Raw genomic sequence first — 14,715 nt, 5'->3', positions numbered from 1 at the left:
GAAATGTCGCCACCCAGGTGGCCGTTCTGCCGTGGCCGGTGTCGTCGCGCGCGGCGCTTTCGCCGGGCCATGGTGGTGACGGCCACGGGACGAAGGAGGCGACATGAAGCGAAGTGCCGACCCCGCCGCGCAGCACCAGGTGAGCGGATCCGGACATCGGCCCGCCCGACCCGGCTGGGACTGCCGCGACTGCTACCAGCCGTGGCCCTGTCCACCAGCCCAGGTCCACCTCGCCGAGTCGTACGAGGCGGACCGGCCCGGTCTGGCCGTGTACGTGGCAACCCTCTACGTCGCCGCCGTCCACGAGTTGCCGAGCATCCCGGCCGGGCTGCTCTACGGGCAGTTCGTCGCCTGGACACGCGCCCTCGCCCGACGACCGGCCGCCCCCGAGGGCCGGCGGCTCACCAGGGAGATCCACCTGGCGGTCCACCTCCCACGGGCGCGGCTCTGACCGGGCATGGCGGATCCAGGCGCGACCGGCACCGACGCCGGCCACGGTCCCCCGGGCGCCCGGTGCCTCGGCTGCGTCGACGGGATCACCGTGCGAGAGCATCACTGCGCCGGGAGCCGGGAGCTCCAGCCGTACGGCGGATTCTGCCGTTGCCGGCAGGCCGGATGCGGCCCCTCCGCCCAGCGCACCGCGCCAGCCGAGCCACGGCGGACGCGGCGCAACTCCGCGCGGTGACGTCGGGCCTCCGGCGAGCGGCAACCCTACTTCCGGCCACGCCTCATTCCAGGCCGATGGGTCCCTCGCGGGGGCCCTCCTCGGAGGCGGGTTGGACGGCCAGCGACGGGAAGTCGGCCAGGTCGCCCTCGGGTTCGGCGTCCCACTCGGGGAAGACCAGCGGCTTCTGGAGGTAGAGGCAGAGCAGTTGGGCGAGGTGCCGCAGCCCGTCGAGGTGGGTGCGCTCGTGCCCGTGGGTGGCGTCCACCCCGAAGCCGAGCAGCGCCACCCGGGCGTGCGCGCCCGCCTCGACCGCCGCCGCCACGTCGGAGCGGTAGTAGTCGAAGACGTCCCGGACCAGGTCGACGCCGTGCTCGCCGGCGATGGTGGCCAGGTGCCGGGTGAGGTGGTAGTCGAACGGGCCCACCCCGTCGCCCATGGCCAGGGTGGCGGCGTCCTCCCGGGACTGCTGGCCGGGCGCGACCACCGCGGCGTCCACCGAGACGATCTCCGCGACGTCGGGGTCGAGGCCGTGGCTGGCGCCGTGCCCGATCTCCTCGGTGACCGTGACCAGCAGGTGCGCGGTGACCGCCGGGGTGACGCCCGCGTCGACCATCGCCTTGAACGCGGTCAGCACCGCGGCCACCCCGGCCTTGTCGTCCAGGTGCCGGGACTTGACGTACCCGCTCGGGGTGATCGTCGGGTTGGCCAGCAGCGCGACGAAGTCGCCGGCGTCGACGCCGAGCGCCCGGAGGCCGGCCTCGTCGGTGACCGGCTCGTCGACCCGGACCTCGACCAGTTCCCAGCCGACGCCCTGGAGGTCGACGCCCTCGTTGTAGCGGTGCCCGCTGGCCTTCAGCGGCAGCACCTGGCCGGTGACCACCCGGTCCAGGTCGTCGGTGAAGATCCGCACGTGGGCGCCCTCGGCGAAACGGGCGCTGTGCGTGCCGATCGGCTTGACCTCCAGCCGGCCGTTGTCCTTGAGCCGTTTCACCATGCCGCCGATGGTGTCGGTGTGCACCACGATGGCCCGGTCGGCGCCGGTCTGCCGCGGCCCGGGCAGGCAGGCGCTCAGCGCCCCGCGCCGGGTCAGCGTCGAGCTGATGCCGAGCGCGGAGAGCCGCTCGCCCACGTACTGCTGGATGTGGTCGGTACGCCCCGACGGGCTGGGGATCTCCAGCAGCTCCACCAGCACCTGACGCAGGTAGTCGAGGTCCAGTTCCAGCGGCTTCGGGCTCACGCCGCCCCTCCCGTGCCGGCCGGCGACCAGAGCTTCTGCGGCGCCCGGGTGCCGGGGAAGAGCAGGTCGACGAAGCGCTCGGCGGTCGGCTGCGGCTCGTGGTTGGCCAGGCCGGGCCGCTCGTTCGCCTCGATGAACACGTGCTCCGGCCGGTCGGCGGCGGGGACCAGCAGGTCCAGCCCGGTGACCGGGATGTCCAGCGCCCGGCTGGCCGTCACGCACGCCTCGGCGATGACCGGGTGCAGCTCGGCCGTCACGTCGTGGATGGTGCCCCCGGTGTGCAGGTTCGCGGTCCGGCGGACCGCCAGCACCTGCCCCTCGGGGAGCACGTCGTGCATCCGGTGGCCGGCCTCGGCCACCACCTCGCGGGTCATGTCGTCGATCGGGATGCGGGACTCCCCGCCGGTGGCGGCGGCGCGGCGGCGGCTCTGCCGCTCGATCAGCTCGGTGACGTCGTGCACCCCGTCCCCGGTGATCTGGGCGGGCCGGCGGACCGCCGCGGCCACCACCTCGTGGTCGATGACGACCACCCGCAGGTCCTCGCCCTCCCGCAGCTCCTCGATCAGCACGTCCGGGCAGAACCGGCGGGCCAGCTCCACGGCGGCGGTCAGCGCCTCCGGGGTGCGGACCCCGACCGTGATGCCGTTGCCCTGCTCGCCCCGGGCCGGCTTGACCACCACCGGGCCGACGTCGGCCAGGAAGGCCAGGTCGTCGGCGTCGCCCGTGGCCGTCCGGCCGCGCGGCACCGACAGCCCGGCCTCGGTGAGGATGCGCCGGGTCACCCGCTTGTCGTCGCAGCGGCTCATGGCCACCGCCGAGGTCAGCTCGGACAGCGACTCGCGGGTGTGCACGGTCCGGCCGCCGCTGGTCAGGCGCAGCTCGCCCCAGCGCGGGTCGGTCACCTCGACCCGGATGCCGCGCCGCATCGCCTCGTCCGCGACGATCTTCGCGTACGGGTTCAGCTCGTCGTACCCCTCCGGCATGGCGGGCAGGAACAGCCGCTCGTTGATCGGGTTCTTCCGCTTCACGCAGAGCGTCCCGGTGCGGTGGAAGCCGAGCCGCTCGTAGAGCCGGATCGCGCCCGAGTTCTCGGCCAGCACCGACAGGTCCACGTACGCCCGGCCGCGCGCGTCGAGCCGGTCGGCCAGCGCGGTGAGCAGCGCCTGGCCGGTGCCGGGCGGCGCGGTGTTGAAGTCCACGGTCAGGCACCAGAGGCTGGCGCCGTTGTCCGGGTCGCCGAAGACCGCGACGTGGTCCACCCCGGTGATGGTGCCGACCACCTCGCCCGTGGCGTCCTCGGCCACCAGGTGCAGGAACCGGTCGGTGCCCGCGTTGTCGACCAGCACCTCGACGGGCGCGGTCACCATGCCGTTGCGGGCGTAGATCCGGTTCACCGCGTCCGCGTCGCCGGCGTCGCGCAGCGGCCGGACGGCCAGCCCGGGGATCTCGCCGCTCTCCGTGGCGGCCGGCCGGTGCTCGCCGAGCGGCAGCCGGTAGGTCAGCGACGGGTCGATGAACAGCTCGTCGGGGAGGCGGGAGACCAGCACGTGCGGGTCGCGTAGGTAGATGCAGATGTCCCGGGCGCCGACCGCCTCGGAGCGCAGCACGTCGGCGACCTCGACCTGCTCGGTGAAGGTCTGCCCGAAGACCAGCCGGCCCCAACCGCAGTCCAGCACCACGCCGGAGGTGCCGGCGGGCCGCCGGCGCGGCTCGGGAGCGCCGGGCGCGACCGGATCGCCGCCCGGGCCGACCCGCTCCCGGCGCCGGCCCAGCACCCGTTCCCGGTCGGTAGGCGCCGCTCCCGTGGCGAGGGTGTCCGTCACGGTCAGTCGATTCCGTGGCTCTGGAGCCACATTTCCAGGAGTCCCAGCTGCCACAGCTTGTTTCCGTTCAACGGGGTCAGTTCGGCGTTCGGGTCGGCGAGCAGCGCGTCGACGTACTCGGCGCGGAACAGGTCGCGGCGGCGGGCCTCGGGCGCGGTGAGCGCGTCGCGTACCCGGTCGAGGAGCTTGTCCTCCAGGTGGGTGAGGCCCGGGACGGGGAAGTAGCCCTTCGGCCGGTCGATGACCTCGTGCGGCAGGACCCGCCGGCCGATCTCCTTGAGCACGCCCTTGCCGCCCTGCGCCAGCTTCAGCTCCGGCGGGCAGCTCGCGGCCAGCTCGACGAACTCGTGGTCGAGGAACGGCACCCGGGCCTCCAGCCCGTGCGCCATGGTCATGTTGTCGACCCGCTTCACCGGGTCGTCGGTGAGCATGACCTGGGTGTCGAGGCGCAGGCCGGCGTCCACCGCGGTCGCCGCGCCCGGCCGGCCCAGGTGCGCGGCCACGAACTCCCGCGCCGGGTCGCCGTCGGCCAGCCACGCCGGGTTGAGCACCCGGGCCAGGCCGGCCGCGTCGCGGTCGAAGAACGCCTTCGCGTACGTCTCCAGCGCCCGGTCCCGGTCGACACCGGCCAGGGGCGGGTACCAGTGGTAGCCGCCCAGGATCTCGTCCGCGCCCTGGCCGGACTGGACCACCTTGACGTGCCGGGCGACCTCCTGGCTGAGCAGCCAGAACGCCACGCAGTCGTGGCTGACCATGGGCTCGCTCATCGCGGCGACGGCGGCCTCCAGCGGCGGCAGCAGGTCGCCCGTGGGCACCCGGAGCTGGTGGTGGTCGGTGCCGAAGGTCTTCGCCACCAGGTCGGAGTAGACGAACTCGTCGCCCTCCCGGCCGCCGACCGCGTCGAAGCCGATCGAGAAGGTGGCCAGCCCGGACTGCCCCTCGCCGGCCAGCAGCGCGACCACGAGGCTGGAGTCGAGCCCGCCGGAGAGCAGCACGCCCACCGGCACGTCGGCCACCATCCGGCGGCGGACGGCGGTGGTCAGCGACTCGAGCAGCGCGTCCTGCCAGTCCCGCTCGGACCAGCCGGCCCGCTCGGCGGCGCGGGTGAAGGACGGATCCCAGTAGACCCGGTCGCGGCTGCTGCCGTCCGGCTCGTACACCCGGACCGTGGCCGGGGGGAGCTTGGCGACGCCGCGCAGGATGGTCCGCGGCGGCGGCACGATGCTGTGGAAGCTCAGGTAGTGGGCGAGCGCCACGGGGTCGATGCCCGTGTCGACGCCGCCTCCGGCGAGCAGCGCCGGCAGGGTCGAGGCGAAGCGCACCACGCCGGGGCTCTCGGCCAGGTAGAGCGGCTTGATGCCGAGCCGGTCCCGGGCCAGCACCAGCCGGCCGGTGTGCCGCTCGCTGATCGCCACCGCGAACATGCCGACCAGGTGGTCGACGAAGTCGAGCCCCCACTCGGCGTACGCCTTGACCACGACCTCGCTGTCGCCGGCGGAGAAGAAGCGGTGCCCCTTGGCCTGCAACTCCTCGCGCAGCTCGCGGTAGTTGTAGATGCACCCGTTGAAGACGCCGGTGAGGCCGGCGGCCGGGTCGACCAGTGGCTGGCCGCTGGCGGCCGAGAGGTCGATGATCTTCAGGCGCCGGTGTCCCAGCGCCGTCGGCCCCTGCGACCAGACTCCACTGTCGTCGGGACCTCGGTCACTCATCGTGGCCGCCATCCGCTCCACGGCCGACACATCGGCGCGTGAACCGTCACGGCGGAACTCTCCAGCCAGTCCGCACATGCCAGGCAATGCTGCCAGAGGATGTTGCAGCTCGCCTGTTGAGCTGATGTCGGTGACGTTACGTCTTTGCTAGGATGCGCGCCCACGCCGAACCGGCGGCTGGCCTGGGCGAAGATCCGGTGGCCGCGCGGGCCGGGTGCCCGAATCGGGCCGGGCCCGCGATGTGACAAACACCGCAGGCCCGGAAACGGACACCGGTCGCTCAGCCGGCGGTACGGGCCACGCCGACCGGGCAGCTCAGCCCGTTGGGGCCGTGGTCGCAGTAGCCGGCTACTGCGTCCGACTGTTGCTGTCTGCTGCTGGCGACGCCGCCTGGTCCGGCGATCGCTGCAGGAGCTGTCGGGACGACTCGAAGCCCAGCCGTTCGTACACCGGCACTGCCTTGCGGCCGGAACGGACCGTCACGTGAAGAGCCCCGAGGTGTGTCGCATGCTGCGAAGCAGCCTCCACGAGCGCCGAGCCGATCCCCCGGCCTCGCTGGCTGGGCTTGACGAAGACGCTCTGGATGTCTGCGGACAGCCGACTCGTCGCTCCAGGTCGTGGGACGCGAGGGACGAGCGCGACCCAGGCCATGCCGACGATCTCCGGTCGGAGGAGCCGAGCGACGAAAGCCAGATGCGAGTCCTGGCGGGCGGCCCACCACTCCGCCAGCTCCACTGCGAATCCGTCAACGGACAGTTGCCCCGGCTCGTCATCACGGGTGTCCAGCCACAACAGCCGGGCCAGGTCTGCGACGTCGTCCGCATTCGCCTGACTGATCCTCACGGGGGTGAGTCTGCCAGGGCCGCGTAGAGCGACAGCTCTGGCGCGGGTCCGCGGATCCGCGCCAGAGCTACGGCGAGGTCAGGCCGTCCTGGCCACGCCCACCGGGCAGCTCAGCCCGTTGGGGCCGTGGTTGCAGTAGCCGTTCGGGTTCTTCGTCGGCGCCAGGTACTGCTGGTGGTAGTCCTCGGCGAAGTAGTAGTCGCCGAGCCGGGCGATCTCCGTGGTGATCTCACCCTTGCCGGCCCGCGCCACGATCGGCGCGAACGCCTCGCGGGAAGCCTGGGCGATTGCCAGCTGCTCGTCGGTGGTGGCGTAGATCGCCGACCGGTACTGCGTGCCGACGTCGTTGCCCTGGCGCATGCCCTGGGTCGGGTCGTGGTTCTCCCAGAAGACCTTGAGCAGGTCCTCGTAGCTGATCTTCGACGGGTCGTAGACCACCTGGACCACCTCGGCGTGCCCGGTCATCCCCGAGCAGACCTCCTCGTACGTCGGGTTGGTGGTGTAGCCACCCGCGTAGCCGGCCGACGTGGTGAGCACGCCCGGGAGGGTCCAGAAGAGCCGCTCGGCGCCCCAGAAGCAGCCCATCCCGAAGACGGCGACCTGCGCGCCCGCGGGGAAGGGGCCCTTCAGCGAGGACGGCAGCACCTCGTGCCGGTCGGCGATCGGCATGGCGATCAGGCGGCCCGGCAGGGCCTGGTCGGCGGAGATCATCTCGGCCTTGATGCGGCGAAGGAACACGGTGGGACTCCTCTCTCGGCTTTCCCAGCGGGTTCAACAGCGCGGGCGCCCGGTTCCTTACCCGGGGCCGGCGACTCAGGCCAGCGCGGCGGCGACCCGGCCGGCGAAGTCCTCGGCCTCGGCGTCGTCGGCGTACCGGGTCCGCGGCCAGAAGAAGCCGCGCAGGCCGTCGCCCTTCGTCCGCGGCACCACATGGGTGTGCAGGTGGGGGACCGACTGCGACACCTTGTTGTTCATGGCCACGAACGTCCCGCCCGACCCCAGGCCGGCCTCCACGGCCACGGCGAGCCGCTGCACCAGCCCGAAGTAGCCGGGCAGCGCGTCGGCCGGCAGGTCGGCCAGGGTCACCAGGTGGGTGCGCGGCACCACGAGCACGTGCCCCTTGAACACCGGCCGGGTGTCCAGGAACGCCACGCCGTCCGCCTCGTCGGCGACCCGGAACGCCGGCACCTCACCCGCCACGATCCCGCAGAACACGCACCCAGCCACCCGCCCAGGCTAGGCGCTGCCCCGCGAGCCTGCCGGTTGCCGGGCCGATCTTGGCAAGCTGTCGTTCACTCGGAACGGCAACTCACCAAGATTCGACCGGCGGGGCGAGCCGCGTCGGACCGTCGGTCAGACCTGGTCGAGGTACGTGTCCCACTCGTCGTCCGGGATGCCGGTCGGCCCGGTCTCCCCGTTCGCCAACCGACGCCGGATGTCCGCCTCCCAGCGTGCGGACCAGGCGATCAGCTCGCTGATGTGCGCGTCGGTGAGGCCGTAGGACGCGAAGGTCTCGTCGTCGAGCTCGTCGATCGCCCCGAGCCGGTCGGCCAGTTCCGCCAGCGAGAACGCGACCGTGTGCCGGGCGCCCAGCGTCTCCAGCTCCCGCCAGCTCAGGTGCTGGCCGGCGGCTCTGATGTCGATGTAGTCCCGGTGGGCGGCCCGGTCGTGCAGCGCCCTCACCTTCAAGCCGACCGCGTCCTCGAAGGCGACGACCGGGCCGACGCTGAGCGTCGCGGGCGGGCCGATCGCCTCCTTGAGCAGATCCACCTCGCACTCCACCGCTACGCCCGACACCAACAGACGTGCCATCCGGCCTCCCGCCTCGAGCGCCAGCCCGAGGTCGCCACCGGCGGCGAAGCCCACCCTCAGGAGCCGCCGATGCAGCTCGTCCATGATCAGGCGGCGAGTTCCGGAAGGCGGCGCTCCCACAGGGCGATGATCCGTCGAGCTGTCAGGCGCCGGATGCGTGGCCAGTCGCGACGCAGAAGAGTGGCGTTGACATAGCGGACGATGTCGTCGCGTTGTCCGCAGTCCATCAGCGTCCGGTAGAGCGTCAGCCGCTGGCGGGGGTCGGTGACGTCGAACTCGCTCGGGCCCGACCAGGCGAGGTGCACCGGCAGACTGACCCGGCCCTGGTCGGGGCCGGCCAGGAGTCCCAGCGAGGCGGGAATCCGGTCCACCACACCGTGCAGGCGGGACGGCAGGGCTTCGGTCGAGGTCACCGAGCCAGTATGGCCGACCGGTCGGACAACCTCCCGGTGGTGACCCGCGGGCGGGTTCCACGCGGTGGGACGCGGCGGGCGGACTAACGTCTCGGGAATGAGTCACGGCTTCGAGACGCTCGCCATCCACGCCGGTCAGGACCCGGAGGCCCGCACCGGCGCGGTGATCCCGCCGATCTATCAGACCAGCACCTACGCCCAGGACGCCGTCGGCGCGCCCCGGGAGGGCTACGAGTACAGCCGCTCCGGCAACCCCACCCGGGACGCGCTCCAGGAGTGCCTGGCCGCCCTGGAGGGCGGGCCGGTGGGGCTGGCCTTCGCCAGCGGCCTGGCCGCCGAGGACACCCTGCTGCGGACCGTCTGCAAGCCGGGGGACCACGTGGTGATCCCGGACGACGCGTACGGCGGCACCTACCGGCTCTTCGCCAAGGTGGCCGAGCGCTGGGGCCTCGAGTACACCCCGGCCCGGGTCTCCGACCCGGACGCGGTGCGGGCCGCCATCCGCCCCGGCGCCACCCGGATCGTCTGGGTGGAGACGCCGACCAACCCGCTGCTCGGCATCGCCGACATCGCCGCGCTGGCCGCCGTCGCGCACGAGGCCGACGCGCTGCTGGTGGTCGACAACACCTTCGCCTCGCCGTACCTCCAGCAGCCGATCGCGTTCGGCGCGGACGTGGTGGTCCACTCGACCACCAAGTACATCGGCGGCCACTCCGACGTGGTCGGTGGCGCGCTGATCGCCGCGGACCGGGCGCTCGGCGAGGAGCTGCGCTACCACCAGAACGCGATGGGCGCCGTCAACGGCCCCTTCGACGCCTGGCTCACCCTGCGCGGCATCAAGACCCTCGGGGTACGCATGGACCGGCACTGCGACAACGCCGAGCGGATCGCCGCCTACCTGGACGGTCACGCGAAGGTCGCGCAGGTCATCTACCCGGGCCTGCCGGCGCACCCGGGTCACGAGGTGGCCGCCAAGCAGATGCGCCGCTTCGGCGGGATGATCTCCTTCCGCGCGGCGGGCGGCGAGGAGCACGCCGTGGAGATCTGCAACCGGGCGAAGCTCTTCGTGCTCGCGGAGTCGCTCGGCGGGGTCGAATCCCTGATCGAGCACCCGGGACGGATGACACACGCGAGCGCTGCCGGCTCGCCGCTTGAAGTTCCCGGCGATCTCGTGCGACTGTCTGTCGGCATCGAGACGGTCGACGACCTGCTCGCCGATCTGGAGCAGGCGCTGGGCTGACCGCTGGCTGGGGAGGATGGCCGTGCAGGACATCATGCCGACGACCTGGGTGGGGGCGACCGCGAAGCAGATCGCCCGCGGCGTACGCCGGGGTGACGTCTCCGCCACCCAGGTCGTGGCCGACCACCTGGACCACATCGCCCGTGCCGACGCCGAGCTGGCCGCGTTCCGCGCGGTACGCGGCGGCGAGGCGATCACCGAGGCGGAGAAGGTCGACGAGCAGGAGGACCTGGCCAACCTCCCCCTGGCCGGCGTGCCGGTCGCGGTCAAGGAGAACACCCCGGTCGCCGGCCTGCCGACGTGGAACGGGTCGGCCGCCGTGCGTACCCCGGTGGCGGAGGCCGACCACGAGGTGGTCCGCCGGCTGCGCGGCGCGGGCGCGGTGATCCTCGGCGTGACGCGGATGCCGGAGCTGGGCCTCTGGGCCCTCACCGACGACGAGACCGGGGTGACCCGCAACCCGTGGGATCCGGCGCGGACCCCCGGCGGCTCGTCCGGCGGCGCGGCCGCCGCGGTGGCCGCCGGGCTGGTGCCGATGGCGCACGGCAACGACGGCCTCGGCTCGATCCGCATCCCGGCGGCCTGCTGCGGTCTGGTGGGGCTCAAGCCGGGCCGGGGCGTGGTGCCCTGCCAGCTCGGTGCGGACGACTGGTTCGGCCTCACCGAGCACGGCGTGCTGACCGGCACGGTGGCCGACGCGGTGGTCGGCTTCTCGGTGCTGGCCGGGCGGCGCCCGGAGAAGCTGGTCCCGCCGCCGCGGCTGCGGGTCGGCGTCTCGCTGCGCTCCCCGGTGCGCGGCGTCTCGCCGGACGCGCCGAACCGGGACGCGGTCGCCGCCGCGGGCCGGCTGCTCGCCGCCGCCGGGCACGACACCGTCCCCGCCGACCCGGTCTACCCGACCCGGCTCGGCCTCCAGGGCATCGCCACCTGGTTCGCCGCGGCCGCCGCCGACGTGCAGGCCGCGGGCGTGGAGCGGCGCGGCCTCCAGCGGCGCAGCCGCCGGCACGTCGCGCTCGGCGAGTGGGCGCAGCGGCGGGGGTACGTGCGCGAGGCCGACCGGGCCGCCTGGCGCGACCGGTCGGTGAACTTCTTCGCCGACCACTCGGTCGACCTGCTGCTCACCCCGGCGCTGGCCGGCCCGCCGCCGGCGGCCGCCGGCTGGTCCGGCCGGTCCTGGGTGGCGAACATGAAGGCCAACATCCGGTACGCCCCGTACGCCGCGCCCTGGAACATCGCGGGGCTGCCGGCCATCGTGGTGCCGGTCGGCCGCCGCCCGGACGGCCTGCCGGTCGCCGTGCAGCTCGTCGGCCCGCCCGGCTCGGAGCTGCTGCTGCTCGGCGTCGCCGGCCAGTTCGAGATGCAGGCGCCGTGGCAGCGGCACGCCCCCGGCTACCCCCGGGTCGGCACGGGGTCGCCGGCGCACGCATGATCGTCTAGCGTGTGCGCACCCCTTGACGCGCACACCTTCCGGACGGTCGACTTGCACTGCCAGACCTGCGGGGACGCCATGTCCCCGGCCGACAACCTGTGCCCCCGCTGCGGGACGCTCCCCGGTCAGCCCGCGGTGCTGCCCGGCGTGTCCACGTACGCCGTCCGCGGTCTCGGCGCGGCGGCCGCCATCGCGGTCGGCGCGGCGACCGTGCTCTACCTGCCGAGCGCGCTGTTCTCCCTGGTCGGGGTGCACATCGCCCGGGCGGCGGCCGAGCAGGCCGACCGCGACCTGCTGATGGGCGCAGCCGTGGCCGAGGTGCTGCTCGTCCTGCCGTACGTGATCGCTCTGCTGGTCGCCGCGGTCCTGGTCATCGTCTGGACCTGGCGGGCGCGGAAGAACATCGAGGCGTTCCCGGGCGCCCAGCCGCCGCTGGGTCCCGGTTGGGCGATCGCCGGCTGGCTGGTGCCGTTCGCCAACCTCGTCGTGCCGGCCCGGGTGGTGGCGGGCGTGGCCCGGAACAGCACGTGGCGGCGGAGCACGCCCGTGCTGGTCGGCGTCTGGTGGGCGGCGTGGCTGGTGTTCACCGTCGGCGACCGCATCGTCAGCCGGAGCGAGGAGCAGCGGTACGCCCGGCTCACCGAGTGGCCCCGCAACGACGTGGAGTTCGGCACCTACGTCCGCTACTACCAGGACTCGCTGGGTCCGCGGCTGATCCCCGTCGTCGCCGTGCTGGTGGCGGGGTTCTCCCTCGTGGTGCTGATCCGGCGGATCTCCGCCGCCCAGCAGGACCGCATCGCCCGGGCGGTCCCGGTCTGGCCCGCCCACCCCGGCTGGCCGCGGCCCGGCGCGGTCGTCCCGGCGCCCGGCGCGGCCCGGGGCCACCCGGTGCCGCCCGTGACCGGCGTGCCGCCCCAGGTGGCGCAGGATCCATCGGTGACGTCGCCGCAGGTTCCGCAGGGGTCGGGTGGCACGATCGGGGCATGACGGAACTGGTCGGTCTCGCCGACGTACAGGCCGCGCGGGAACTGCTCGCCGGCGTCACGCGCACCACCCCGCTGGAGCCGTCCCGGCCGCTCAGCGCCGCGCTCGGCGGCCCGACGTGGTTGAAGTGCGAGAACGTGCAGCGCGCCGGGTCGTACAAGGTCCGCGGCGCGTACGTGCGGATCTCCCGGCTCTCCCCCGAGGAGCGGGAGCGCGGCGTGGTCGCCGCGAGCGCCGGCAACCACGCCCAGGGGGTGGCGCTCGCCGCCGGCCTGGTCGGCGCGCACGCCACGGTCTTCATGCCGGTGAACGCGCCGCTGCCGAAGGTGGCCGCCACCAAGGGGTACGGGGCTCAGGTCGAGCTGGTCGGCAACACGGTGGACGAGTCGCTCGTCGCGGCGCAGACCTTCGCCGAGCGGACCGGGGCGGTGTTCATCCACCCGTTCGACCACCGGGACGTCATCGCCGGGCAGGGCACCGTGGCTCTGGAGATCCTCGAACAGTGCCCGGACGTGAAGACCATCGTGACCGGGGTGGGCGGCGGCGGGCTGATCTCCGGCCTGGCGGTGGTCGCCAAGGCGCTGCGACCCGACGTACGCGTGATCGGCGTGCAGGCGGCCAGCGCCGCCGCCTTCCCGCCCTCGCTCAAGGCCGGCGAGCCGGTCCGGCTGCCCTTCTTCTCGACGATCGCCGACGGGATCGCGGTCGGCCGCCCCGGCGAGCTGACCTTCACCCACGTCCGCAAGCTGGTCGACGAGATCGTCACGGTCACCGAGGAGGACATCTCCCGGGCGCTGCTGATGCTGCTCGAACGCGGCAAGCAGGTGGTGGAGCCGGCCGGCGCGGTCGGCGTGGCCGCGCTGCTGGCCGGGGCCGTGGAGGTGCAGGCGCCCGTGGTGGCGGTGCTCTCCGGCGGCAACATCGACCCGCTGCTCATGCTGCGGGTGATCGAGCACGGGCTGGCGGCGGCCGGCCGCTACCTGCGGGTCACCGTCCGCTGCACGGACCGGCCGGGTCAGCTCGCCTCGCTGCTCAGCGAGATCGCCGAGCACCGGGCCAACGTGGTCGACGTGGTGCACCAGCGGGCCAACCCCCATCTGCGGCTCGGCGAGGTGGAGGTGGCGCTGTCGGTGGAGACCCGCGGCGTCGAGCACTCGGACACCCTGATCAGCGCCCTGCGGGCCAGCGGCTACCAAGTGGTCTTCGCCGGCGAGCGATGAGCCCTGAGGACGCGACCGCCCCGGCCGGACGATGCCGGTCGGGGCGGTCGGGTGTTTCTGGCTCGGGGCCGAGGAGCCTGTCAGCCTCGGTCGGGTCGGACCCGAGCCATCCGGCGCGGGTCCGGTTGGCGGCTAGCCGGAGAACGGCTCGAACTTGACGACCGTCACCTTGATGTCGGCCCCGCTGGGGGCCGTGTAGGTGCAGGTCTGGCCCGCCTTGCCGCCCAGGATCGCCTTGCCGAGCGCGGATTCGGGGCTGTAGACGGTGAGGTCGGTCGTGGAGGCGATCTCACGGGAGCCGAGAAGGAAGGTCTCCGTGTCGTCGGCGTCGTCGTCGAAGTAGATCGTGACGACCATGCCGGGCGACACCGTGTCGGCGGTCGGGGCCTCGCCGACCTTGGCCGTGCGGAGCAGCTCCTTCAGGTAGAGGATGCGGCCCTCGGCCTTGCCCTGCTCCTCGCGGGCGGCGTGGTAGCCACCGTTCTCCCGCAGGTCGCCCTCCTCGCGCCGGGCGTTGATCTCGGCGGCGATCACCGGCCGGTTGGCGATCAGCTCGTCGAGCTCGGCCTGCAGGCGGTCGTACGCGTCCTGGGACAGCCAGGTGGCGGGCGCCTCGTTGTCATTGGTGGACACAGGCGATCTCCTCGTTGGTGCGGACTGGCTGACAGGTGAACTACCAAGTTACCAGTGCCGGACACGTCAGGGTGTCGCCGATCACCCCGGGTGCCGGCGGTCGGACCCGGGGTACGCGTGCCGGCGGCTCGCCGGCTCCCGGCTCAGCCGGCCGGTCGGCAGCGCAGCACCTCGCCGATGAAGGGGCGGGCCGTGGTCGGCACCTCCTGCCGGGCCCGGACGTGCCGTTCGCCGGGCGCGGCGGTCACCGTGGCCTCGACGTGGCCCACCTCGGCGCCGTCGTGGGAGCGCGCCCGCAGCAGGCACGTCGCCGAGCCGCCCTCGGGGACGGTGACCCGGAACTCGACCAGCACCCGGGAGTCGGTGATCCCCGTGTAGGTGATCACCTCGGCGCGGTAGTCGGGGTCGCCGTACTGGCCGTAGAGCTTCACGGTGAGCAGCCCGAGGAGCGCGAGCAGGAGGGCCCCCACCAGCACGAGCAGGAGCGGACGGCGGCGCCCCGGCTCCCGGCGGCGGCCGTAGCGGCCGGGCGGGAAGACCGGTGCGCCCGGTGCGATTGTGGCGTGCGTCTCGCTCACCGGCGGGTATCTCCTGGCGTTGTTGTCGGCGGCATCGGCAAGAATGGCAGAGTCCATCTTCCCAGCCCGGCGCTGAGCCAAGGATGGCAGGTCGGCCCCGCCGGCGACCGGCCAGCACGGGGGCTTT

The 14,715-nt window shown here is 73.5% G+C and carries 15 protein-coding genes; 5 read left to right on the top strand and 10 right to left on the bottom strand.

The genetic code is table 11. The features are described 5' to 3' along the window. Positions 1 to 103 precede the first annotated feature (103 nt). Positions 104 to 451 carry a hypothetical protein gene (locus tag FXF50_RS06605; protein WP_148426338.1) on the top strand — a complete coding sequence of 116 codons (348 nt, stop codon included), beginning with the start codon at positions 104 to 106 and terminating at the stop codon, positions 449 to 451. Between the two features lie 277 nt (positions 452 to 728). Here the strand turns inward: FXF50_RS06605 and FXF50_RS06600 are convergent, their stop codons facing one another. The 8 genes from FXF50_RS06600 to FXF50_RS06565 form a co-directional block, all read right to left on the bottom strand. Continuing rightward, complete coding sequence (locus tag FXF50_RS06600; RefSeq protein ID WP_148426337.1) at positions 729 to 1,904, bottom strand: osmoprotectant NAGGN system M42 family peptidase; 1,176 nt, start codon at positions 1,902 to 1,904, stop codon at positions 729 to 731. Next, positions 1,901 to 3,727: an N-acetylglutaminylglutamine synthetase gene (ngg, locus tag FXF50_RS06595; protein ID WP_148426336.1), complete on the bottom strand. Its 1,827-nt coding sequence runs from the start codon at positions 3,725 to 3,727 to the stop codon at positions 1,901 to 1,903. Before ngg ends, FXF50_RS06600 begins: the two co-directional genes overlap by 4 nt. Before the next feature lie 2 nt (positions 3,728 to 3,729). After that, entirely contained in the window at positions 3,730 to 5,514 is a 1,785-nt protein-coding gene (locus FXF50_RS06590) for an N-acetylglutaminylglutamine amidotransferase (RefSeq protein WP_148426335.1), read from the bottom strand. A 270-nt stretch (positions 5,515 to 5,784) separates the two neighbouring features. Continuing rightward, positions 5,785 to 6,279, bottom strand: coding sequence for a GNAT family N-acetyltransferase (locus tag FXF50_RS06585; RefSeq protein ID WP_148426334.1), 495 nt, complete (start codon positions 6,277 to 6,279; stop codon positions 5,785 to 5,787). A gap of 78 nt (positions 6,280 to 6,357) precedes the next feature. Next, on the bottom strand, positions 6,358 to 7,017 hold the full coding sequence (gene msrA, locus FXF50_RS06580; protein ID WP_148426333.1) for a peptide-methionine (S)-S-oxide reductase MsrA: 660 nt from the start codon (positions 7,015 to 7,017) through the stop codon (positions 6,358 to 6,360). Between the two features lie 75 nt (positions 7,018 to 7,092). Continuing rightward, positions 7,093 to 7,506 (bottom strand): HIT family protein, encoded by a 414-nt coding sequence (locus FXF50_RS06575; protein WP_148426332.1) that lies wholly within the window; start codon positions 7,504 to 7,506, stop codon positions 7,093 to 7,095. A gap of 126 nt (positions 7,507 to 7,632) precedes the next feature. Continuing rightward, a complete protein-coding gene (locus tag FXF50_RS06570) occupies positions 7,633 to 8,091 on the bottom strand; it encodes a hypothetical protein (protein ID WP_148426331.1) in 459 nt (152 codons plus the stop codon). 86 nt (positions 8,092 to 8,177) lie between these two features. Then, positions 8,178 to 8,504: a hypothetical protein gene (locus FXF50_RS06565; protein ID WP_148426330.1), complete on the bottom strand. Its 327-nt coding sequence runs from the start codon at positions 8,502 to 8,504 to the stop codon at positions 8,178 to 8,180. A gap of 97 nt (positions 8,505 to 8,601) precedes the next feature. On the opposite strand from FXF50_RS06565, the gene FXF50_RS06560 reads away from it, so the two are divergent. The 4 genes from FXF50_RS06560 to ilvA are packed head-to-tail and all read left to right on the top strand — an operon-like array spanning position 8,602 to position 13,377. Then, complete coding sequence (locus FXF50_RS06560) at positions 8,602 to 9,744, top strand: cystathionine gamma-synthase (protein WP_148426329.1); 1,143 nt, start codon at positions 8,602 to 8,604, stop codon at positions 9,742 to 9,744. A 16-nt stretch (positions 9,745 to 9,760) separates the two neighbouring features. Beyond that, positions 9,761 to 11,173, top strand: a complete 1,413-nt coding sequence (locus tag FXF50_RS06555) for an amidase (protein ID WP_148426328.1) — start codon at positions 9,761 to 9,763, stop codon at positions 11,171 to 11,173. A gap of 9 nt (positions 11,174 to 11,182) precedes the next feature. Beyond that, positions 11,183 to 12,160, top strand: a complete 978-nt coding sequence (locus tag FXF50_RS06550) for a DUF4328 domain-containing protein (protein WP_255509924.1) — start codon at positions 11,183 to 11,185, stop codon at positions 12,158 to 12,160. After that, entirely contained in the window at positions 12,157 to 13,377 is a 1,221-nt protein-coding gene (ilvA, locus tag FXF50_RS06545; protein WP_148426327.1) for a threonine ammonia-lyase, read from the top strand. The genes FXF50_RS06550 and ilvA overlap by 4 nt, the downstream gene beginning before the upstream one ends. Positions 13,378 to 13,509: 132 nt before the next feature. Here the strand turns inward: ilvA and greA are convergent, their stop codons facing one another. Both greA and FXF50_RS06535 read right to left on the bottom strand, forming a co-directional pair. Further along, positions 13,510 to 14,010, bottom strand: coding sequence for a transcription elongation factor GreA (greA, locus tag FXF50_RS06540; protein ID WP_148426326.1), 501 nt, complete (start codon positions 14,008 to 14,010; stop codon positions 13,510 to 13,512). A gap of 143 nt (positions 14,011 to 14,153) precedes the next feature. Further along, positions 14,154 to 14,588, bottom strand: a complete 435-nt coding sequence (locus FXF50_RS06535) for a DUF4307 domain-containing protein (RefSeq protein ID WP_148426325.1) — start codon at positions 14,586 to 14,588, stop codon at positions 14,154 to 14,156. Positions 14,589 to 14,715 lie beyond the last annotated feature (127 nt).

It is taken from the genome of Micromonospora sp. AP08, from assembly GCF_008085935.1.
Lineage (GTDB): Bacteria > Actinomycetota > Actinomycetes > Mycobacteriales > Micromonosporaceae > Micromonospora > Micromonospora chersina.
Note: the sequence above shows the minus strand (reverse complement) of the source record. Positions and strands in the feature narration are given on the sequence as shown.